Source organism: Pseudomonas sp. SYWMCR5, from assembly GCF_057197165.1.
In genome coordinates, this window is record NZ_JBXUNH010000004.1 from 337765 (window position 1) to 359748 (window position 21984).

The window sequence follows — 21984 nt, forward strand, 5'->3', positions numbered from 1 at the left end:
AATCATTCTCAATATAGTATGTTATAAAGTATCAACTTTATGAGCGAGGTGATTATCATGAAAGCAGGTATCCATCCCGAGTATCGTCCGGTGCTGTTCCATGACACGGCGGCGGATGTGTTCTTCCTGATCGGGTCGACCGTGGAAACGGATCGCACCCAGGTCCACAGCGACGGCCAGACCTACCCCTACGTGGCGCTGGATGTCTCCAGCGCATCGCACCCGGTGTACACCGGGCAGCAGCGCAAAACGACCGTCGAAGGGCGAGTGGCTGGGTTCAACAAGCGTTTTGCAGGGTTTGCCGGGAAGGCGAAGTAACGCTCGGTTCGCGCGGCGGATTACCCGCAAAAAGGCCTCATCAGGTATCCTCGCCAGCCTCTGTCCAGGAATGCCCGCATGACCAAGACCATCCACATCGCCGCCGCCCTGCTCATCGACCCGGCGGGCCGTACCCTGCTGGTACGCAAGCGCGGCACCCAGGCCTTCATGCAGCCGGGTGGCAAGATCGATGCGGGTGAAACGCCGGTTCAGGCGCTGGTGCGGGAGCTGCATGAAGAGCTGGGCGTGCGTGTCGATCCTGAGCAGGCGGTGCACCTGGGGCGCTTCAGCGCTCCGGCGGCCAACGAGCCGGGGTTCGAGGTGCAGGCCGAGCTGTTTCGTGTCGAGTGTGCCGAAGCGGTGTCCCCAGCTGCGGAAATCGAAGAAGTGCATTGGCTGGCCGCTGATCAGGCGCCAGCGCTGGCCCTGGCACCCTTGACCCGCGACCTGATCCTGCCGCTGTGGCGTGAAGGCCTCAGCGCACCGCGCTGACACCGTCGAGGGTGGCGAACGAGGTATCCTTGGCGGTCAGCAGGAAATCACGCATGTACGGTGCATCGAGCATGTCGGTGCGCACCGCGGCATAGAGCGTGGCGAACAGGCCTTTTTCGCCCAGACGCTTGCCCTTCACGTAGCCACGCGAGCTGTACTCGTGCAATGCCCAGTGCGGCATGCCGCACACCCCGCGACCGCTGGCGACCAGCTGCATCATCATCACTGTCAGCTCCGAGGTGCGTACCGCGGCCGGTTCGATATCGGCCGGCTCGAGGAAGCGGGTGAAGATGTCCAGGCGATCACGCTCCACCGGGTAGGTGATGAGGGTCTGCTCGGCCAGGTCGTCCGGAACGATGTAGGGCTTGCTCGCCAGCGGGTGCTGGTTGGCCACCGCCAGCATGGCTTCATAGGTGAACAGCGGCACGTAGGTGATACCCGCCAGGTCCAGCGGGTCGGAGGTCACCACCAGGTCGAGATCGCCCCGGGCCAGGGCCGGCAAGGGGGCGAAGGCAAAGCCCGAGGCCAGGTCCAGCTCGACTTCGGGCCAGGCATCGCGGAACTGGTCGATGGTCGGCATCAGCCACTGAAAGCAGCTGTGGCATTCGATGGCCATGTGCAGGCGGCCCGCGGTGCCGCCGGCGAGGCGGGCGATGTCGCGTTCGGCGCCACGCAGCAGCGGCAGCGTGGCGTCGGCCAGTTGCAGCAGGCGCAGGCCGGCGCTGGTGAAGCGGATCGGCTTGGTCTTGCGCACGAACAGTTGCATTCCCAGGCGCTCTTCCAGCTCCTTGAACTGGTGCGACAGCGCCGACTGGGTCAGGTGCAGGCGCTCGGCGGCCTCCACCAGGCTGTCGGCTTCGCGCAGGGCATGAAGGGTTTTCAGGTGACGGATTTCCAGCACTCGCAACTCCGGGAGAAACACTTGGTAATAGATCGATTGGGTTGAGTTTCTCTCATGTTGGAGTGTCTGTCGACAGAACCCTGCAGATGACCGTTCGGCGACATTAATCAAACTGTCACGCAACTGTGGCAGCGCCACCGAATGGATTTCATCAGACTCGCGCTCTACTGGGGATTTGCATTCTGGTGTTTCCTTCCATGCGGGTTTTTCTGATCTTCTTTCTTTTGTTATGCGGGGTGCCGACAGGCTTCGCAGCCGGGCGTTGCGATGCCCATGTACCGGTGCAGCGTGCCGAGCTGGGTGAGTTGAGCCTGGTCTACCAGAGCATTGGTGCGCCGGGGGATCCGGCACTGCTGCTGGTCATGGGGCTGGGCGGGCAATTGATCCACTGGCCGGATGATGTGGTCGAGGCGTTGTGTCGCCAGGGTTTTCGGGTCATCCGTTATGACAACCGTGATGTCGGCCTGTCGCGCTGGAACCAGGCGCCGGCTTCGGCCAACCTCACCGTCGAGTTGCTGCGCTACAAGCTCGGCCTGCCAGTGGCGGCACCCTACAGCCTGACTGACATGGCCGGTGACGGCCTGCACCTGATGGATGTGCTCGGGATCGAGCAGTTCCATGTGCTTGGGGTCAGCATGGGTGGGATGATCGCCCAGCACCTGGCTGCCATGGCGCCGCAGCGTGTGCGCAGCCTGACGCTGATCATGTCCAGTTCCGGGGCCGAAGGCTTGCCGGCGCCGAATCCTGCATTGGTGCAGTTGCTTGCCCGGCGCAGCGCACCGAGCCGTGAGGTGGCGCTGGAGCAGCAGGCTGACCTGCTGGCGGCGTTGGGTAGCCCGGCGGTGCACGATGATCGCGCGGTGCTGTTGCAGCAGGCGGCGTTGGCCTATGACCGGGCGTTCAACCCGGAGGGCGTCAAGCGCCAGATCATGGCGATCCTGGCGGAGCCGAGCCGAGTGGCGCTGCTCAACCAGTTGCGTGTGCCGACGCTGGTGGTGCACGGCACGGCCGACCCGCTGCTTCCGGTGATGCATGGGGTGCATCTGGCGGCGCATATCCAGGGCAGCCAGTTGCGCTTGATTCCTGGGTTGGCGCATCGCTTCCAGGAACCGTTCAAGGCGCCGTTGCTGGCAGCGGTGCTGCCTTACCTGAAGTCGCATCGCCAGGATGTGACGCACCTGGCAGGGCTTTGAGTCGGGGGCGCGGCTCCCCCTCAGCCCAACCCGTACTTCTTCACCTTGTCGAACAAGGTGGTCTTGGCCATGCCCAGCTCCTGGCTGGCCTGGCTGAGGTTGCCGCCAGTGCGCTGCAAGGCATCGCTCAGCAGATTGCGCTCGAACGCTTCCACCGCCTCGGCAAAGCCCAGCCCCTGGCTGGCACCGCCGCCGGCCTTCTTGAACGCCGGCAAGCCCAGCGCATAGCGCTCGGCGACATTGCGCAGCTCGCGCACATTGCCGGGCCAGTCATGGGCCATCAGCCGCGACAAGGTCTGGCTGTCCAGCTCGGGGACTTCGCGGTCGAAGCGCAGCGCCGATTGCTGCAGGAAGTGCTCGAACAACTGCAGCACGTCCTCGCGGCGCTCGCGCAATGGCGGCAACTCGAGGGTGACCACGTTGAGGCGATAGTACAGGTCGCTGCGGAACTGCCCCGCCTGGCCCATGGCGTCCAGGTCCGACTTGGTGGCAGCGATCACCCGGCAGTCCACCGGGATGCTCTGGTTCGAGCCCAGGCGTTCGAGGGTGCGCTCCTGCAAGACGCGCAGCAGCTTGATCTGCAGGTTGATCGGCATGCTCTCGACTTCATCGAGGAACAGTGTCCCGCCGTTGGCATGCTCGATCTTGCCGATCCGCCGTTTGCCGGCGCCGGTGAACGCGTTGGCTTCGTGGCCGAAGATTTCGCTCTCGAACAGGTTTTCCGGCAGGCCGCCGCAGTTCAGGGCCACGAAGGGGGCTGCCTGGCGACGGCTGAAATCGTGCAGGCAGCGGGCGACCAGTTCCTTGCCCGTGCCGGTCTCGCCTTCGATCAGTACGTTGGCCGAGGTGTCGGCGACGTTGGCGATCAGTTCGCGCAGGTTCTGCATGGCGGGCGAACGGCCGATGATGCGCCCTTCCAGCGAGCTGTGACCGGCCAGTTGCCGGCGCAGGGCGACCACTTCACGCGACAGGCCGCGCTGCTCCAGCGCCCGGCGCACGACATCGACCAGTCGTTCTGGCGAGAACGGCTTTTCCATGAAGTCGTAGGCGCCGTTGCGCATGGCACCGACAGCCATGTCGATGTCGCCGTGGCCGGTGATCAGCACCACCGGCAGGCTGCGGTCGCGGGCCTTGAGGCGATTGAGCAGCTCCAGGCCGTCGATGCCCGGCAGGCGAATGTCGCTGACGACGATCCCGGCGAAATCGTCGCCGATCCGCTCCAGGGCCTGTTCGGCGCTGCCGACGCCTTCGCAGGCGATATCCTCGAGCGCCAGCGCCTGCTGGCAGCCGAGCAGCACGTGGGGGTCGTCTTCGACGATCAGGACCGTCAAGGGTGCTTGGTTCATGGGGACCCTTCGTTCATGGGACATCGGCCGAGTCGGTGGGGGAGGTGACCAGGGGCAGGGTGAGGATGAAGGCCGTGCCGCCGCCAGCGGGGTGCTCGACGCTCAAGGTGCCCTTGGCGGCTGTGGCGAGGCTGGCCGACAAGGTCAGGCCCAGACCCAGGCCATGCTCGCCCGGTTTGGTGGTGAAGAACGGTTCGAACAGGTGCTTGCGTGCCTCGACGTCAATGCCGTGGCCGTTGTCGCGAACCCTCAGGCGGTATCTGTCGCCCATCAGTTCGCCTTCCAGCCACAACTGCGGTTGGGGTTGGGCGGTCATGGCGTCGAGGGCGTTGCCGAACAGGTTGACCAGGATCTGCTCCAGGCGCGTCTGGTCGATGGCCAGCGGCTGATCTTCGAACTGGCGATGCAATTGCAGGTTGCATGCGCCGATGCGATTGCCGAGTACCTGCAGGGACGCTTCCACCGCCACGCCCAGCGAGGCGCGACCGCTGTCCTCGCCGCGCCGGGCGAAGGAGCGCAGGCTGGCGGTGATACGCCCCATGCGATCGATCAGATCATTCATGGTGCGCAGGTTGGTGCTGGCGGTCTCGAAGGCGCCGCGCTCGAGGAAGCGCACGGTGTTGCCCGACAGGGTACGCAGCGCCGCCAGCGGCTGGTTCAGTTCATGGGCGATGCTGGTCGACATCTGCCCGATGGCCGCCAGCTTGCCGGCCTGGACCAACTCGTCCTGGGCATGGCGCAGGGTCTGCTCGGCGTGACGTCGTTCGCGGATCTGCCCCTTGAGCCGTTCGTTGCTGGCACGCAGGTCGGCAGTACGTTCGGCGATCCGCCGCTCCAGCAGGCTATTGGCTTCTTCCAGGGCTTCGCGGGCGGCCAGGCGCGTGGCGATCACCTTGCGCCGTTCGTTCCAGGCGATGCCGAGGATTGCCAGCAGGGCGAAGGCAACGCCGACCAGAATGCCCTGCACCATCGACTCGCGATGCAGATCCTGCAGCGGGGTAAGCAGGGTGAAGTCCCAGGGGGTGTCTGCCAGACGCCGCGTCTGAGCCAGGTAGGCGACTTCTCGCACTTTGCCCTGGACAGTTTCGCTGCTGGTCGGGAAGGTCAGCTTTTCTACACCATCGCCCAGCGTCTCGCGAGCCAGCGGTTGCAGTTCGTTGAGTGGCCACCAGTAGTACTGCAGGCTGCGCGCCAGCTCTTCCTTGATCTGCGGGGTAAGCGGGCGCACCGACTTCAACCGCCGGGCGGGGTCGCTGGAAAGGATGATGATGCCGTTCTCGTCGCTGACGAAAGCTTCGAGACGGGCGCGCTGCCAGCGCTCTTCCAGGGTGTCCAGGCGCACCTTGATCACCGCGACGCCGATGATCTTGCCGTGCTCCTCCAAGCCATGGGCCAGATAGTAGCCGGCTTCTCCGGTGGTGCTGCCGATGCCATAGAAACGCCCAGGCTGACCGCGCACGGCGTCCTGGAAGTAGGCGCGGAAGGCCAGGTCTTCACCCAGGAAGGAGTCGGCGTCGCGCCAGTTGCTGGTAGCTTGCACTCGGCCGCTGGTGTCCAGGACGTAGATGGCCCGGCTGCGGCTGCGGCGGTTCAGGCCTTCGAGGTATTCGTTGACGACCTGCCGCGAGCCGCCGTCAGGGTCGGCGAGCAGTTGCGAGACGCTGTCTTCGAGCTCCAGCAGGCTTGGCAGGTAGGTGTACTTGCTGATTTCGCTTTCGACCGTGCGCGCGTGCAGCTCGAGCTGGCGCTCGCCGTTCTCGCTCAGGGCGCGGATGCCGTTGTTTTCGCTGATCATGTAGCCGATCAGACCCAGCCCGACCATCAGCAGGACGATCAGTGGTGGGAGGAACAGTTGGCGGATCAGGCGGGATTTCACGGCAGGCTTGGCAGGGCGAAGTAGCGAAGGATCGCATTTCATCACAGTGGCCTTGTCACGACCAGCGTCCGCTGCCCTGGCAGGCAGCGGACACCGGGATCATCAGTGCTGCAGGATCTTGCTGAGGAAGTGCTGGGTGCGTTCGTGGCGGCCTTCGGGGTTGCCGAAGAAATCTTCCTTCTGGCAGTCCTCGATGATGTTGCCCTTGTCCATGAAGATCACCCGGTTGGCGACCTTGCGTGCGAAGCCCATTTCGTGGGTCACGCACATCATGGTCATGCCTTCGTGGGCGAGCTCCACCATTACGTCCAGTACTTCGTTGACCATTTCCGGGTCCAGTGCCGAGGTTGGTTCGTCGAACAGCATGACGATCGGGTCCATCGACAGGGCGCGGGCGATCGCCACGCGCTGCTGCTGGCCGCCGGAGAGCTGGCCGGGGTGCTTCTTGGCATGGGCGCCGAGTCCGACCCGGTCGAGCAGGGCCAGGCCTTTCTTGGTGGCCTCCGCCTCGCTGCGGCCGAGCACCTTGCGCTGGGCGATGGTCAGGTTCTCGGTGATCGACAGGTGGGGGAACAGCTCGAAGTGCTGGAACACCATGCCCACCCGCGAACGCAGTTTGGGCAGGTTGGTCTTCGGATCGGCGATCGAGGTGCCGTCGACCACGATGTCGCCCTTCTGGAACGGCTCCAGCGCGTTGACGCACTTGATCAGGGTGGATTTGCCCGAGCCGGACGGGCCGCAGACCACCACCACTTCACCTTTCTTGACCTCGGTGGTGCAGTCGGTCAGCACCTGGAAGTCCCCGTACCACTTGTTGACATTCTTGATGGAAATCATACGGCGATCCTTTTTTGCAGACGCTTGACCAACCAGGAAGCGGAGAAACTGATAATGAAGTACACGACGCCGGCGAAGATCAGGAACTCGTGGGAGCGTCCGATGATGTCGCCGTTGGCGCGTGCCGAGTTGAGGAAGTCCACCAGGCCCACGGTGTAGACCAGCGAGGTGTCCTGGAACAGGATGATGCTCTGCTGCAGCAGCAGCGGGGTCATCTTGCGGAACGCCTGGGGCAGGATGATCAGGCGCATGCACTGGCCGTAGGTCATGCCCAGTGCCTGCGCGGCGCCCATCTGGCCCTTGGAGATCGACTGCACGCCGGCACGCACGATTTCGCAGAAGTAGGCTGCCTCGAACATCATGAAGGCCACGACGCAGGAGGTGAACGCGCCGATCGGGGTGTCTTCGCCGGTAATCCAGCGCAGCACGAAGGGCACGGCCAGGTAGAACCAGGTGATCACCAGCAGCAGCGGGATGGAGCGGAAGTAGTTGACGTAGGCGCCGGCGATATTGGCCAGCAGCTTGCTCGACGACAACCGCATCAGCGCCAGGACGGTCCCCAGCGCGATACCACCGACCACGCCCATGACCATCAGTTGCAAGGTCATGACCATGCCGTCCCACAAGGCGGGCAGGGCAGGGATGATTTCGCTGAAATCCATGTCCATTATTTACCTCCCACGGAAATCAGGCCAGGCACGGCGACTTTCTTCTCGACCATGCGCATCAGCAGCATCAGGCCCATGTTCAGGGTGAAGTAGATCAGCGTGGCCAGGGTGAAGGCCTCGAACAGGTTGGCGGAGAATTCGGCGGTCTGCTTGGTCTGGGCCAGCAGCTCCATCAGGCCGATCAGCGACGCCACCGAGGAGTTCTTGAACACGTTCAGGAATTCGGAGGTGAGCGGCGGAATGATGATCCGGTAGGCCTGCGGCAGCAGCACGTTCATGTAGATCTGCGGAAGGCTGAAGCCCATCGCGCGCCCGGCAGACTCCTGTCCGCGGGGCAGGGCCTGGATACCGGTGCGCACTTGTTCACAGACACGCGCGGCGGTAAACAGGCCAAGGCAGATGATCACGCTGATCAATGCCGAGGTGGTCGGGTTGAGGTCCTGCTTGAACCACTCCTGCAGGCCCTCCGGAAGCAGGTCCGGTACCAGGAAGTACCAGATGAACAGCTGCACCAGCAGCGGTACGTTGCGGAACAGTTCCACGTAGGCAGTGGCGATGCCCGAAACCAGGCGGTTCGGCACGGTGCGCATGACGCCAAGCAGCGATCCCAGCAGCAAGGCGATGATCCAGGCAGAGATGGCGATGGCGATGGTCCAGCCCAGGCCGGTGATGTACCAGTCCAGATAGACTTCGCTGCCCACGCCGGTGGACTTGAAGAACACGCCCCAGTCCCAGTTGTAATTCATCGGGATTTCCCCTCAGACGGTTGTTTCACGGGCACCTTTGAACTTCCCAGGGCGCGGGCGCCCTCGGAAGTAAAGGTTAGACACTTATGCGTGGCCCGTCGGTTCGATTCGTGCTCGTCGGAGCACACGGGCCATTTCAGCAGGGGATCAGGACTGTTTGTCGTCCGCAGCCTTGTCGGTAGGCTCTGCGATCAGTTTCTTCAGCTCATCGCTCATCGGGAACTGCAGGTTCAGGCCTTTCGGTGGGATTGGCTGCTGGAACCACTTGTCGTAGCTCTTCTGCACCGCGCCCGACTTGTAGTAGGCGATGATGGCGTCATCGACCGCTTTCTTGAACTGCGCATCGTCCTTACGGACCATGCAGCCGTAGATTTCGTAGGATTGCGGGGTGCCGGTGATGACCCAGTCGGTCGGTTTCTTGGCCTTGGCCATTTCGCCGGCCAGCAGGGCGTCGTCCATCATGAAGGCTACGGCGCGGCCGCTTTCGAGCATGTTGAAGGCTTCACCGTGGTCCTTGGCGGAAATCACGTTCATCTTCATCTGCTTGTCGGCGTTCATGACCTTGAGCAGGCGCTCGGAGGTTGTGCCGGCGGTGGTCACGACGTTCTTGCCAGCCAGGTCCGGGAAGTCTTTGTAGGAGGGCTGACCGTCCTTGACCTTGGTCAGCAGGCGGGTGCCGACTTCGAAGATGCCGACCGAGAAGCCGACTTGCTGCTGGCGCTCGACGTTGTTGGTGGTGGAGCCGCACTCAAGGTCGACGGTGCCGTTCTGCACCAGCGGGATGCGGGTCTGGGAGGTGACGAGGTTGTACTTGACCTTGATGTCGGTGCCCAGTTGCTTTTTCAGGGCCTCGACCACAGCCAGCTGGACGTCGTGGGAGTAGCCCACGGGCTCAGTGCTGCCAGCCAGGTAGGAGAACGGAATGGAGGAGTCACGGTGGCCCAGGGTGATGGTGCCGGAGTCCTTGATCTTCTTCAGGGTGCCGGTCAGTTCTTCGGCCATGACCGGCGAAGCGATAACGGCGGCGGCGATTGCAGCGCCCAGCAATTGACGAACGATACGCATCAAATTTTCCTCGACGTTTGTTTTTTTTATGGAGCCGTTGGCGGACTCTTCGTTCAACGAACACAACAAGAAGCGGTGTGCGTTCGGCTACCAAGTGTAGAGCATGACTCGTGCCAAGCCCCCATATTCATCATAACGCCGCGAATTTTCTGGAAATTAATCTTTTCTGACGAATTATTTCCAAGGGAAGGCGTGCGGATTTCCGAATGGCTGGGCTGGTGTCGTTCGGAAATCCGAATGGATGGGCGCGCGCCATGACCTACGCCCCCCCACCCCGAGTCCATCGATAGCCTGATTGCCTCTCGCCTGCCTGGTTGACCGGTGCCTCCCTCGACCGCCTCAGGGCCCTGCAGGCGGCGATGACCCGCCAGGCCAAGGCCAACGAAGCCCTGAAGCCCATACTCGATGCCATCCCGTCTCTGGATGCCTTCGCCGAGCCCTTGATCGACGCTGCGCTGCGCAGGCGCGCGATTGCACGGCCGGATGTCAGGTACAGCACCGTGAAAATTCGCCAGCGCATCGTCACGCCCAGCATCTCGGCGGCCCTGCCTGCGCCGACCTTCACCCATGTTTCCCGGCAGACGCTGCTGGCTGCGGCACTGCACAACTACCACGTCACCGAAACCAAGCCGGCACCCGGGCGCACGGGGCAACTGATCGATGCCACCGGCAAGCATCTGGGAATGGGCTTCGAAGCGTTTGCCGGGCTCTGTCGCACGCTTGACCTGGGCAAGGCGTACCAAGCCGTGTTGGCGCAGCAACTGCGCCCGTCGGATTCGCCCGCCAAGGTGCATGGTCTGTTCGAGGAGAGTCTGGCCGCGCACCTGGAGGTCGCGGTGCGCGTGGCCGTGCTCAAGGGCGAGCTGGACGAGCAGAGCTATCTGGAACTGTTGCCGTTGATCGCGCCCAGGCCGATCGCTCCGCCGGTCTCGTCGTCGGTGATTCCACGCCAGTTGTACCTGCTGGGCAAGTGCATCCGTGGTGTGGTCACGCTGGAGGTGCGCGCCAGTCCAGACGCCGCGGTGCGCGGGGTGATCGCCTGGCTACCAGGCGATGCGCGGCAGCCAGTGGCGCGATACCCTTCATGGGCCGCGCTGTACCAGGCGTTGGCCGAGAAGTTGACTGACAAATCCTATCGCACGTTCTTTTCCCGTTTTGTCAGTGAGCGTGATCGACCTCGTTTCTTCTCCCGCCTCCTCGAGTTGAACCGGGCGCTGGGCACAGGTGAAACGTTGGCGCTGGATGGACGCCATCAGGCCATCGACGGAAAGCTGTTCGCCTACTTGCGTGAATTGCACATCGCCAAGCTCTTCGACGACGCGCGGGTACTGGCGGTGCCCACCGGCGATGAAGATGAGGAGGATCGGCGCGAGCGTCTGGATGCCTACCTCGGCCTGGGGCTCGATGTACTGAACCTGGCCGGGCTGTTCGTCCCGCTGCTCGGGCAGGCCATGCTGGTGGTGGGGGCCCTGCAGATTGCCGATGAAGTGTACGAGGGCTACCTGGATTGGAGCGTCGGTGATCGGCAAGGTGCGCTGGATCACCTCTTCGGTGTGGCTGAAAACATCGCGGTCGGCGTAGCCGTTGGCATTGGGGCTTCGGCAGCGAGGGAGGCGCTGCAGCGTGTGGCCTTCGTCGATGCCCTGGTGCCGCTGCGTAACGAGGCGGGGGCGTTGCGTCTGCACGCCTGGGCATTGGTGGATGAGGTGGAGATTCGTCTTTTCTACCGGCTCAAACTGGCTTACGCCCTGGACCTGCCGATCAAACCCGAGACGATGCATTACCAGAGTTTCGCCAACGTCAACACCAGCGACTTGTTGCGGGCCCGACGGGAGGTCCTGGCGGCCGAGAACACCCAGTCGCTCGCTGATTCCCTATCGCAGCGTCCGTTCTGGGAAGCCTATGCGCGACATCATTACAACGACAGGTTCGGCGAGGTAGTAGAGCGCTTTCATACGCGCTTGGCCGATCTGGAGGCTTACGTAGGCAAGGGGGCGATCGATGAATGGACGTTCGATCTGCGCAGCAGGGCCAAGCTGCTGCGCGAACTGGCCGAAGAGGCGTTTGCTCGTGTGTAGAAACAGGGACGGGCTGGCGCGGCGCCACCCCGTCGATGGACTCAGGCCGCGCGGACCCGGGCCCGGTTCGAGGCGGCCTGCTGCAGGTAGTCGGCCAGAGCCTGTTGCTCGGCAGCACTGGTGAACAGGCCCAGTTTGGTGCGACGCCAAAGAATATCGTCCACGCTGACGGCCCATTCCGCGGCGCACAGGTAGTCCACCTCGCGGCTGAACAAGCCGCCACCGATCGACTGACCAAGATCGTCCGGCCCTTGTACACCTTCGAGCAGACGCCAGACCCGACTGCCGTAAGTCAGTACCCAGCGCTTGGCGATGTCCACCGGCAGCCAGCCGTGGCGCGCCAGAACGGCATCGACCAGGGCCTGCACGCTGGTCATGCCTTCGCCGCCTGGCAATGGCGCACTGGCAGTCCAGCTGCCGCGCATCTGGGAGAAGAAGGGCTTGAGTTCGGCCATGGCCGACTCTGCCAGCTTGCGGTAGGTGGTCAGCTTGCCGCCGAACACCGAAAGCAGGGGCGCCTGCCCCTCGCTGGCGGACAACGCCAGGGTGTAGTCGCGGGTAACGGCCGAGGGGTTGTCCGACTCGTCGTTGCACAGCGGGCGTACGCCGGAGTAAGTGTGCTGGATGTCGGCGCGTGACAATTGATGATTGAAATGTTCGTTGACCACCTTGAGCAGGTAGTCGGTTTCCGCGTCGGTGATCGCCACCTTGGCCGGGTCGCCGCTGTATTCACGGTCGGTGGTGCCGATCAGGGTGAAGCGGTCCAGATAAGGGATGCAGAAGACGATGCGCTGGTCTTCGTTCTGCAGGATGTAGGCGTGTTCGCCTTCGTACAGCCGCGGCACGATGAGATGGCTGCCCTGGATCAGGCGGATGCCGTAGGGCGCATCCAGCTTGAGGTCGTCCTTGATGAAGCTTGCCACCCAAGGGCCGGCGGCGTTCACCAGGGCGCGGGCACGAATGGTCTGCAGGCTGCCGTCGGCATGCTGCAGTTCGACCTGCCACACGCCATCGACGCGCTCGGCGCGCAAGCAGCGGGTACGGGTGTGCAGGTGGGCACCTTTTTCGCGGGCAGCCATGGCGTTGAGTACCACCAGGCGAGCGTCATCGACTGCGCAATCGGCATATTCGAAACCGCGGGTGATCGTGGGCTTGAGCGGATATCCGGCACCAAAACGCAGGCTGCGCGAGGCGCCCAGGCGTTTGCGCTTGCCCAGATGATCGTAGAGGAACAGGCCGGCGCGAATCATCCAGGCCGGACGCAGGTGCGGACGGTGTGGCAACACGAAGCGCATGGGTTTGACGATGTGCGGCGCCTTGGCCAGCAGCACTTCCCGCTCGGCCAGGGCTTCACGTACCAGGCGGAATTCGTAGTGTTCCAGGTAGCGCAGGCCACCATGGATCAGCTTGCTGCTCGCCGATGAGGTGTGCTGGGCCAGATCGTCCTTCTCGCACAGGAAGACCTTCAGGCCGCGCCCGGCAGCATCGGCGGCGATGCCGACGCCATTGATGCCACCGCCGATCACGGCGAGGTCATAGCAGTCGGCGAGGGGCGGCTGGGGCTGGACGGGCTGGGACACGGGCAAGGCCTCCTGGGAGCGGTTCACAGCGAATGTGAACATCTATGTTCGTTTCCGAAAATAGTAGCGCAACAAAATGGCCATCGCCAGTCGCTGATCATAGAAAATACTGATCAGATGGCAATAAAGTGAACATTAGTGAACATTCCATGGCGCTGTCTCACCGGCGGATCACCACCGGCGAGGTGCAGCGGTGCGCGCTCAGACCACTTCCAGGCGGATCTTGTACTGGTTCAGCAGTTGCGTGAGCGTGGGAGTGGGATGCTGGTCGGTCACCAGGCAGTCGATCAGGTTGATCGAGCCCAGGCGCACCATGGCGTTGCGCCCGAACTTGCTGGAGTCGGCAGCAAGGATGACCTGCCGGGCATTGGCGATGATGGCCTGGGATACCCGTACTTCCTGGTAGTCGAAGTCCAGCAGGCTGCCGTCTTCGTCGATGCCACTGATGCCGACCAGGGCGAAATCGACCTTGAACTGGCTGATGAAGTCGACGCTGGCCTGCCCCACCACACCGCCGTCACGGCGAACCGTACCGCCTGCCACCAGGACTTCGAAGTCATCCTTGGCACCGAGGATCGACGCCACGTGCAAGTTGTTGGTGATGACCTTCAGGTGGCTGTGGTTGAGCAGGGCCCGGGCGATGGATTCGGTGGTGGTGCCGATATTGATGAACAGCGAGGCGTGATCGGGGATCTGCCGGGCGACGGCCTCGGCGATGCGTTGTTTCTCGTCGCGCATCTGGTCGGCGCGCATGGCGTAGGCGGTGTTCTCCACGCTCGAGTCATAGGCGGCACCACCGTGATAGCGGCGCAGCAGGTTGACCTCGGCGAGTTGGTTGATGTCGCGACGGATGGTCTGGGGCGTGACGACGAACAACTGCGCCATTTCCTCGATACTGACGTAGCCGCGTTCGCGCACCAGTTCGAGGATTTGTTGTTGGCGAGGGGGCAGATTCATGGGCGGTCCTTTGGGGCTGCCGGACAAATGCTGCAATGATGCCGTAGGAAGGGGATGACGACCAGTAGACTGTTGTCGCTAGCCTGTGCTGGTACTTCTGTGGAAGCGGCCTTGCGCCGCAATCGGGCGTGCAAGGCCGTTCCTGAACGGATCGAGTGAGAGGCTGACGTCAGCCTTCGTGATCTTCCCAGTCTCGGGTGCGCTCGATGGCTTTCTTCCAGCCCGCGTACAACTTTTCTTTCTGCGCGTCATCCAGTTGCGGGCTGAACTCGCGTTCGATGATCGCCTTGTCGCGCAACTCGTCGAGGCTGCTCCAGAAGCCACAGGCCAGGCCTGCCAGGTAGGCGGCGCCGAGGGCGGTGGTTTCGCGCATTTTCGGACGCTCCACGCAGGTGCCGAGGATGTCGGCCTGGAACTGCATGAGGAAGTTGTTGGCCACCGCGCCACCGTCCACGCGCAGCTCCGAGAGGCGCTGGCCGCAGTCGTGCTGCATGGCGTCGAGCACGTCGCGGGTCTGGTAGGCGATCGATTCCAGGGCGGCACGGATGATGTGGTCGACCTTGACGCCACGGGTCAGGCCGAACAGCGCGCCGCGGGCGTACGGATCCCAGTAGGGGGCGCCGAGGCCGGTGAAGGCAGGCACCAGGTAGACGCCGTTGCTGTCCTTCACCTTGCTGGCGAAGTACTCGGTGTCGAGCGCGTCGTTGACGATCTTCAGCTCGTCGCGCAGCCACTGGACCGTAGAGCCACCGTTGAACACTGCGCCTTCGAGGGCGTAGGCCACTTCGCCACGAGGGCCGCAGGCGATGGTGGTGAGCAGGCCATGGGACGAGGTGACGGCCTTGTCGCCGGTGTTCATCAGCAGGAAGCAGCCGGTGCCATAGGTATTCTTGGCCTGGCCCGGCTCCACGCACATCTGGCCGAACAGCGCCGACTGCTGGTCGCCGGCGATACCGGCGATGGCGATACCGCTCTTGGTGTGGCCGTAGACCTCCGAGGACGGGCGCACCTGGGGCAGCATCTGCCGCGGGATGCCGAGGATGTCCAGCAGCTTGTCATCCCATTGCAGGGTGTGAATGTTGAACATCAGCGTGCGTGAGGCGTTGGTGTAGTCGGTGACGTGCACCTTGCCGCCGGAGAATTTCCAGATCAGCCAGCTGTCGACGGTGCCGAACAGCAGTTCGCCCCGTTCGGCACGTTCGCGGGCGCCTTCGACGTTGTCGAGGATCCACTTGAGCTTGGTGCCGGAGAAGTATGGGTCGGTGACCAGGCCGGTGGTTTCGCGGATGTACTGCTCGTGGCCGTCACGCTTGAGCTGGGCACAGATCTCGGTGCTGCGGCGGCACTGCCAGACGATGGCGTTGTATACCGGGCGACCGGTTTCCTTGTCCCACACCACGGTGGTTTCGCGCTGGTTGGTGATGCCGATCGCTGCCACCTGGGCGTGGCTCAGGCCTGCCTGCGCCAGGGCCTCGACCATGGTCGCGCTCTGCGTGGCGAAGATCTCCATCGGGTCGTGTTCGACCCAGCCAGCTTGCGGATAGTGTTGGGCGAACTCGCGCTGGGAGGTGCCGACCACATTGGCGTCGCGGTCGAAGATGATCGCCCGCGAACTGGTGGTGCCCTGGTCCAGGGCGATGATGTAGTTCTTATTCTGGGTGTCTGTCATGGTCGTTGCCTTGCACGAAAAGGGAGTGAGTCGGGGAGGGTGGGCGAGATCGCGCAGCGCCGGTCTCAGGAAGTTTGAGTATCGCCCTGGGTAGCAGCATCTGTCTGTGGGTTCGTGGCGTCGGCCGTCGGCAGGTTGCGGGCAATCAGGACGCGATAGCCCGCAGCCCCCAGGCACGCGCCGATGATCGGTGCGAACACCGGAACCAGGAAGTAGGGAATGTCCCGTCCACCCGTGAAGGCAATTTCGCCCCAACCCGTCAGGAATGTCATGAGTTTGGGCCCGAAATCCCGTGCCGGGTTCATCGCGAAGCCGGTGAGCGGCCCCATGGCGCTGCCGATCACCGCGATCAGCAGGCCGATCAGCAGCGGTGCGGTGGCGCCACGCGGCAGGCCGTTGTTGTCATCGGTCAGCGCCATGATCACGGCCATGAGAATGGCAGTGATCACCACTTCAACCAAGAACGCCTGGCCGATGGACAGCGACGGATGCGCATAGGTGGAAAACACCGACGCCAGCTCGAGACTGGCCTGGCTGCCCCTGACCATGCTGTGCGCCTGTTCGAAATCGAAGAACAGCGTGCTGTACAGGGTGTAGACCAATGCCGCACCACAAAACGCGCCGCAGACCTGGGCGAGTATATAGAAAGGCAGTTTGCGCCTGTCGAAACCGGCGAACAGGGCCAGCGCGATGCTGACGGCCGGGTTCAGGTGCGCACCGGAAACGCCAGCGCTGAGGTAGATCGCCATGCTGACGCCGACACCCCAGATGATGCTGATTTCCCAGAGTCCGAAGCTGGCACCCGCGACCTTGAGCGCGGCCACGCAACCGGTACCGAAGAAGATGAGCAATGCTGTACCCAGGAACTCGGCCATGCACTGGCCGGAAAGCGTTGGTTGTCGTAGAGCTGTCGTCATGTAGGGCCTTCGGTTCTTGTTGTTGTGAGGCGCTGGGCGCTCGGGTGTCGACGCCGGTTGTCCATCCCCATGAACGACCGGCGAGTGTACGGGTGTGCACTATTTATGTGCGCATTTTCTTCATAAACGAAAAAATATAGACAAGAAACGCTGATGTCAAAGGTCGAAAGTGAACGGTCGGCCACATTCTGACCCACGAACATGAACCTGCCTGCACAGGTCCGGTGCACGCCCCGAAGTCCGCTGGCTGGCCCCCGGGATTTGCCCTAAAGTAGCCGGCAAGCTGTCATTGACTGGAGCTGTACATGACCCCCGCACTCGACCTGCTGAAGAAGGCGCGCGCCGAACATCGCGTGCTCAGCTACGAACACGACCCCAAATCCGCCTCCTATGGCCTGGAAGCCGCCGAGAAGCTCGGGCTCGATCCGCAGCAGGTGTTCAAGACGCTGCTGGCCAGCAGCGAGAAAGGTGAGTTGCTGGTGGCAGTGGTGCCGGTGATCGGCACGCTCGATCTCAAGGCGCTCGCCCAGGCTGCGGGGGTAAAGAAGTGCGAGATGGCCGACCCTGCCGCGGCCCAGCGGGCCACGGGTTATCTGGTCGGTGGCATCAGCCCTTTAGGGCAGAAGAAGCGCCTGCGCACCTTCATCGATGAGTCGGCGCAGCAGTTCGCCAGCATTCATGTCAGCGCCGGACGGCGCGGGCTCGAGGTGGAGCTGGCAGCCGCGGTGCTGGCCGAGCATACCCAGGGCACGTTTGCCGGGATCGGCAGAGGCTGAGGGCGTGCAGGAAAGCGGCTTCAGGTCGCCGAGCTGTAGCGGCGCACGCCGTTTTCCTGTATCTGCAACTGCGCCGCGACACTTCCCGGTACGGCGAACAGCACCAGATGGTCAGCCGCTACGGCGATGCCTACGTCCTGGCCGACCTGGTGATCGACATGACTGGGGAAAATCGCCTCCAGCTGGCTACCGGTGGGCAATTCCAGGCGATAGAGCGTCGAGGCGCCCAGGAAGCTCTTGCCATTGATGCGCGCGCGCAGCGTGCTGTCTGGTGCGTGCACGATGTCGTCCGGACGCAGCAGGACATCCACCGAACTGCCCACCGGCATCAGGTAGGCACGATTGCCGCGCAGTTCACCGAGCTCGGTGTTCACCGATTCCGGGCTGCTCATCTGGCCGCGGATGAAGTAGCCCTGGCCGATGAAGCTGGCCACGAACGGCGTCTGTGGCTCGTGATAGAGGTTGTAGGGCGTATCCCATTGTTCCAGGCGACCTTCCTTGAACACGCCGACATGATCGCTGACGGCGAAGGCTTCTTCCTGGTCGTGGGTGACCAGAATTGCGCTGGTGCCGCGGCTCTTGAGAATGTCGCGCACCTCGTGGCTCAGGCGTCGGCGCAGCTCCACGTCGAGGTTGGAGAACGGTTCGTCGAGCAGCAGCAATTGCGGCTCTGGCGCCAGCGCGCGGGCCAGGGCGACACGCTGCTGCTGGCCGCCGGAAAGTTCATGGGGGTAGCGTGCGCCCAGACCGCCGAGCTTGACCAGCTCGAGCATTTCCTCGACCACTTCGCCTTGGCGTGGATGCTTGCCGATGCCGAAGGCAATATTCTGTGCCACGGTCAGGTGTGGGAACAGCGCGTAGTCCTGGAACACCATGCCGATCCGGCGTTTTTCGGGGGCGAGGGTGAAGCCTGCGCGGGAGATGACGTCCCCGGCCAGCTGGATCTCGCCGTCATGCACCGGCTCGAAGCCGGCGATGGCGCGCAGGGTGGTGGTTTTGCCGCAACCCGAAGAGCCCAGCAGGCAACCAATGTCGCCTGCGTTCAGGTGCAGGTTGAGGTTCTGGACGATGCGCTGCTCGCCATAGCCACAGGCGAGGTTGCGCAGGTTGAGCAGCAGGGGTTGACTCATGCGTGGTGGTAAGCCGGTTCTACAAGGAATTCAAGAAGGGCCTTCTGTGCATGCAGGCGGTTCTCGGCCTGGTCCCAGGCGACCGAACGTGGGTCGTCGAGTAGATCCTGGCTGATTTCCTCACCGCGGTGGGCGGGCAGGCAGTGCATGAACAGGGCGTCGGGTGCCGCCAGGTCGAGCAGTTCGCGGGTGACCTGGTACGGCGCGAAATGCGCCAGGCGCCGTGCAGTTTCCTCTTCCTGACCCATGGAAGTCCAGACATCCGTGGTCACTAGGTGCGCGCCGCGTACCGCTTCCTTCGGATCACGGATGATCCGTACGCGTTCGCCACCGAGCTCGAGGAAGCGTGGATCGGGCTCGTAGCCCTCCGGGCAGGCAATGTGCAGCTGGAAATCGAACTGGCGGGCCGCCTCGATGTAGGAGTTGCACATGTTGAAGCCATCGCCGATCCAGGCCACGGTCTTGCCCTGGATCGAGCCACGGTGTTCGACGAAGGTCTGCATGTCGGCCAGCAGTTGGCAGGGGTGCGATTCGTCGGACAGGCCATTGATCAACGGCACCTTCGAATGCGCGGCGAATTCGGTCAGGGTGCTGTGGGCATGGGTGCGGATCATCACCGCGTCGACCATGCTCGAGAGCACGATGGCGCTGTCGCTGATCGGCTCGCCGCGACCCAGTTGCGTGTCGCGCGGGGACAGGAAGATCGCCTGGCCGCCGAGCTGGATCATGCCCGCTTCGAACGATACGCGGGTGCGGGTCGATGACTTCTCGAAGATCATGCCCAGCACGCGGTTCTTCAGGGGTTCGAAGAGCACGCCTCGCTTGCGCAGGTCCTTCAGCTCGATGCCTCGACGGATCACGCCGAGCAATTCGTCAGCGGTGAAATCCAGCAGGGAGAGAAAGTGCCTGGTGCTCATGATTGACTACCTTATCTGCAACGGTTTGCAGGTCGACCGTATGGTTTTTTTTGACAACGGGAGTGACCTGCGGCGTAAGCCGCACGGGGCGGACGGAATAGGGAAAGGCGCAATACTATAATTAAATGTCGCCTGAAACCAAGAGGGGAAACAGCGGGGCTGTTTCAAAGGGTGTCGTAAACCCTTGTGGAAGGTCTGTTTTTTATTTTCTACAGGGGGTTGTACACGGCTTGGCAGGGCTTTGGCAAACGCCGTGTCGCGAATCGTGTGCCTGATGACGTCCGATTCACACGACTAAGCGGCGTGGCATCGGTGATCGGCCGGGGGCATAGTCGGAGCTTCCAGAACAACAAGGCAGAGGCGGCCATGACCAAGACCCTGCATCACCGTGCCTGTCACCTGTGCGAGGCCATCTGCGGCCTCAATATCGAAGTCAGCCATGCGCCCGATGGGCGGGCGTCGATCAGCGCGATCAAGGGCGATCCGCAGGACCCATTCAGCCGAGGACACATCTGTCCCAAAGCGGTGGCTCTGCAGGACATCCAGGAAGACCCTGACCGCTTGCGCCAGCCTCATCGGCGCGTGGGGGAGCGCTGGGAGCCAATCGCCTGGGATGAGGCATTTGCGCTGGCTGCCGAACGCTTGTGGAGCATCCAGCAGGCGCATGGGCGCAACGCCGTGGCGGTCTACCAGGGCAATCCCAGCGTGCACAATTACGGCCTGATGACTCACAGCAACTACTTTCTGGGGCTGCTCAAGACGCGCAACCGGTTTTCCGCCACCTCCGTCGACCAGTTGCCCCAGCACCTGACCAGCCACCTGATGTATGGCCATGGCCTGCTGCTGCCGATCCCCGATATCGACCACACCGATTTCATGCTCATCCTCGGCGGCAACCCATTGGCGTCCAATGGCAGCATCATGACCGTGCCGGACGTGGAGAAACGCTTGAAGGCGCTGCGTGCCCGCGGCGGGCGGCTGGTGGTGATCGACCCCCGACGCAGTGAAACGGCGGCGATGGCCGATCAGCACCTGTTCATCCGTCCTGGCGGTGATGCGGCGTTGCTGTGTGGCCTGCTCAACACCTTGTTCAGTGAAAACCTGGCGCGCGGCTCGCATCTGCCTATCGATGGGCTTGAGCAGGTGCGCGAGGCGATCTTGCCCTTCACGGCGCAAGCCATGAGCCCGCTGTGCGGCATCGAGGCCGGGCAGATTCGCCAGCTGGCGCGCGATTTCGCTGCGGCCGGCAGTGCCGTGTGCTACGGGCGCATGGGTGTCTCCACCCAGACCTTCGGCACGCTCTGCCATTGGCTGGTGCAACTGATCAATCTGGTCACCGGCAACCTCGATCGCCAAGGTGGGGCACTGTGCACCGAGCCTGCGGTTGACCTGGTCGCCAGTACCGCGGGCGGTCACTTCAACCAGTGGCAGAGCCGGGTCTCGGGCCTGCCAGAGTACGGCGGGGAGCTGCCAGTTGCGGCGTTGGCCGAGGAAGTGTTGACACCCGGCGAAGGTCAGGTGAGGGCGCTGGTGACCGTCGCCGGCAACCCGGTGTTGTCCACGCCCAACGGCCGCCAGCTCGACGGGGCGCTGGCGGGCCTTGAGTTCATGCTCAGCATCGACCTGTACATCAATGAAACCACGCGCCACGCCGACCTGATCCTGCCTTCCACGTCGGCGCTGGAAAACGATCACTACGACAGCACTTTCAATCTGCTGGCAGTGCGCAACGTCACCCGTTTCAACCGAGCGATCCTGGCCAAGCCAGAGGGGGCGCTACATGATTGGGAGATCTTTGTCGGGCTGGCGCGGGCGTTCGCCGAGCGTGCGGCGCTCGAGTTAAAGCCGACCCTGCCTCCGGCGCAGATGATCGACCTGGCGCTGCGCAAAGGCCCGCGCGGCGAGGCGTCGCCATGGGGGTTGTCGTTGCAGGCGCTGGACGCCTACCCTCATGGACTCGACCTGGGGCCGTTGCAACCCAATCTTGCTGCTCGGCTGCGTACCCCAGGTCAGGTTGTGCAGGCCGCGCCACAGGTGCTGCTCGACGATCTCCAGCGCTTGGCGCGGCAGGTGCCGATGGCGCAAGACCAGTTGTTGCTGATTGGCCGTCGGCATGTGCGCAGCAACAATTCCTGGATGCACAACTTCCATCGCCTGGTCAAAGGCAAGCCACGGCACCAATTGCTGATGCATCCGCAGGACTTGCAGCAGCGCCAGCTCGAGGACGGGCAATGGGTAAGGGTTCGCTCGCGTACCGGTAGCCTGGAGGTGCAGGTTCTGGCCAGTGAAGAGGTGATGCCCGGGGTGGTCAGCCTGCCGCATGGCTACGGGCATGGTCGCCAAGGTGTTCGCTTGCAGATTGCCCACGCACAGCCGGGGGTGAGTGCCAATGACCTGACCGATGAACGGCTGCGCGATGCGTTGTCGGGCAATGCCGCGCTCAATGGAGTACCGGTGCAGGTGGAGGCGGCCTGATTGCGAAATGGGGCGGCTTGACGCCCCAGATCCATTACCGAGC

19 protein-coding genes are annotated in these 21984 nt (G+C 63.3%); 6 read left to right on the plus strand and 13 right to left on the minus strand.

Annotation, left to right across the window (positions count from 1 at the left end):
- Positions 1 to 57: 57 nt before the first annotated feature.
- Complete coding sequence (locus AC2CGW_RS14170) at positions 58 to 318, plus strand: type B 50S ribosomal protein L31 (protein WP_186668560.1); 261 nt, start codon at positions 58 to 60, stop codon at positions 316 to 318.
- A gap of 78 nt (positions 319 to 396) precedes the next feature.
- The gene (locus AC2CGW_RS14175; RefSeq protein ID WP_186668558.1) at positions 397 to 810 is read left to right on the plus strand and encodes an NUDIX hydrolase; all 414 of its coding nucleotides are present in this window, start codon (positions 397 to 399) and stop codon (positions 808 to 810) included.
- Here AC2CGW_RS14175 and metR read toward each other — a convergent pair.
- A complete protein-coding gene (gene metR, locus AC2CGW_RS14180; RefSeq protein WP_186668556.1) occupies positions 794 to 1711 on the minus strand; it encodes a transcriptional regulator MetR in 918 nt (305 codons plus the stop codon). The two genes, AC2CGW_RS14175 and metR, sit on opposite strands and share 17 nt — an antisense overlap.
- Before the next feature lie 197 nt (positions 1712 to 1908).
- On the opposite strand from metR, the gene AC2CGW_RS14185 reads away from it, so the two are divergent.
- Positions 1909 to 2904, plus strand: a complete 996-nt coding sequence (locus tag AC2CGW_RS14185) for an alpha/beta fold hydrolase (RefSeq protein ID WP_288374490.1) — start codon at positions 1909 to 1911, stop codon at positions 2902 to 2904.
- Positions 2905 to 2924: 20 nt separating this feature from the next.
- On the opposite strand, the gene aauR is transcribed toward AC2CGW_RS14185, so the two are convergent.
- The 6 genes from aauR to AC2CGW_RS14215 form a co-directional block, all read right to left on the minus strand.
- Complete coding sequence (gene aauR, locus AC2CGW_RS14190; RefSeq protein ID WP_186668552.1) at positions 2925 to 4250, minus strand: two-component response regulator AauR; 1326 nt, start codon at positions 4248 to 4250, stop codon at positions 2925 to 2927.
- Positions 4251 to 4263: 13 nt separating this feature from the next.
- On the minus strand, positions 4264 to 6168 hold the full coding sequence (gene aauS, locus AC2CGW_RS14195; RefSeq protein ID WP_484574191.1) for a two-component sensor histidine kinase AauS: 1905 nt from the start codon (positions 6166 to 6168) through the stop codon (positions 4264 to 4266).
- 60 nt (positions 6169 to 6228) lie between these two features.
- A complete protein-coding gene (locus tag AC2CGW_RS14200; protein WP_186668548.1) occupies positions 6229 to 6963 on the minus strand; it encodes an amino acid ABC transporter ATP-binding protein in 735 nt (244 codons plus the stop codon).
- On the minus strand, positions 6960 to 7631 hold the full coding sequence (locus tag AC2CGW_RS14205) for an amino acid ABC transporter permease (protein WP_186668546.1): 672 nt from the start codon (positions 7629 to 7631) through the stop codon (positions 6960 to 6962). The genes AC2CGW_RS14200 and AC2CGW_RS14205 overlap by 4 nt, the downstream gene beginning before the upstream one ends.
- The gene (locus tag AC2CGW_RS14210; protein ID WP_186710623.1) at positions 7631 to 8377 is read right to left on the minus strand and encodes an amino acid ABC transporter permease; all 747 of its coding nucleotides are present in this window, start codon (positions 8375 to 8377) and stop codon (positions 7631 to 7633) included. Before AC2CGW_RS14210 ends, AC2CGW_RS14205 begins: the two co-directional genes overlap by 1 nt.
- 147 nt (positions 8378 to 8524) lie before the next feature.
- Entirely contained in the window at positions 8525 to 9442 is a 918-nt protein-coding gene (locus tag AC2CGW_RS14215; RefSeq protein WP_484574192.1) for a glutamate/aspartate ABC transporter substrate-binding protein, read from the minus strand.
- Between the two features lie 359 nt (positions 9443 to 9801).
- Here AC2CGW_RS14215 and AC2CGW_RS14220 point away from each other — a divergent pair, with 359 nt between their 5' ends.
- Positions 9802 to 11520, plus strand: a complete 1719-nt coding sequence (locus tag AC2CGW_RS14220) for a dermonecrotic toxin domain-containing protein (protein ID WP_484574193.1) — start codon at positions 9802 to 9804, stop codon at positions 11518 to 11520.
- A 41-nt stretch (positions 11521 to 11561) separates the two neighbouring features.
- Here AC2CGW_RS14220 and glpD read toward each other — a convergent pair whose 3' ends face one another.
- The 4 genes from glpD to AC2CGW_RS14240 all read right to left on the minus strand — a co-directional run bounded on the left by glpD (position 11562) and on the right by AC2CGW_RS14240 (position 16643).
- Positions 11562 to 13100 (minus strand): glycerol-3-phosphate dehydrogenase, encoded by a 1539-nt coding sequence (gene glpD / locus AC2CGW_RS14225; RefSeq protein WP_484574194.1) that lies wholly within the window; start codon positions 13098 to 13100, stop codon positions 11562 to 11564.
- Positions 13101 to 13301: 201 nt separating this feature from the next.
- Positions 13302 to 14057 carry a DNA-binding transcriptional repressor GlpR gene (gene glpR, locus AC2CGW_RS14230; protein ID WP_065863095.1) on the minus strand — a complete coding sequence of 252 codons (756 nt, stop codon included), beginning with the start codon at positions 14055 to 14057 and terminating at the stop codon, positions 13302 to 13304.
- Positions 14058 to 14226: 169 nt separating this feature from the next.
- Positions 14227 to 15726, minus strand: coding sequence for a glycerol kinase GlpK (gene glpK, locus AC2CGW_RS14235; RefSeq protein ID WP_186668534.1), 1500 nt, complete (start codon positions 15724 to 15726; stop codon positions 14227 to 14229).
- 65 nt (positions 15727 to 15791) lie between these two features.
- Positions 15792 to 16643 carry an MIP/aquaporin family protein gene (locus tag AC2CGW_RS14240; protein WP_186668532.1) on the minus strand — a complete coding sequence of 284 codons (852 nt, stop codon included), beginning with the start codon at positions 16641 to 16643 and terminating at the stop codon, positions 15792 to 15794.
- A 305-nt stretch (positions 16644 to 16948) separates the two neighbouring features.
- Here AC2CGW_RS14240 and ybaK point away from each other — a divergent pair, with 305 nt between their 5' ends.
- Complete coding sequence (gene ybaK / locus AC2CGW_RS14245) at positions 16949 to 17419, plus strand: Cys-tRNA(Pro) deacylase (protein ID WP_186668530.1); 471 nt, start codon at positions 16949 to 16951, stop codon at positions 17417 to 17419.
- A gap of 20 nt (positions 17420 to 17439) precedes the next feature.
- Here the strand turns inward: ybaK and AC2CGW_RS14250 are convergent, their stop codons facing one another.
- Complete coding sequence (locus tag AC2CGW_RS14250) at positions 17440 to 18549, minus strand: ABC transporter ATP-binding protein (protein WP_186668528.1); 1110 nt, start codon at positions 18547 to 18549, stop codon at positions 17440 to 17442.
- Positions 18546 to 19466: an ornithine carbamoyltransferase gene (gene argF / locus AC2CGW_RS14255; protein ID WP_186668526.1), complete on the minus strand. Its 921-nt coding sequence runs from the start codon at positions 19464 to 19466 to the stop codon at positions 18546 to 18548. Before argF ends, AC2CGW_RS14250 begins: the two co-directional genes overlap by 4 nt.
- 366 nt (positions 19467 to 19832) lie before the next feature.
- Here argF and AC2CGW_RS14260 point away from each other — a divergent pair, with 366 nt between their 5' ends.
- Positions 19833 to 21941 carry a molybdopterin oxidoreductase family protein gene (locus AC2CGW_RS14260; protein ID WP_484574195.1) on the plus strand — a complete coding sequence of 703 codons (2109 nt, stop codon included), beginning with the start codon at positions 19833 to 19835 and terminating at the stop codon, positions 21939 to 21941.
- Positions 21942 to 21984 lie beyond the last annotated feature (43 nt).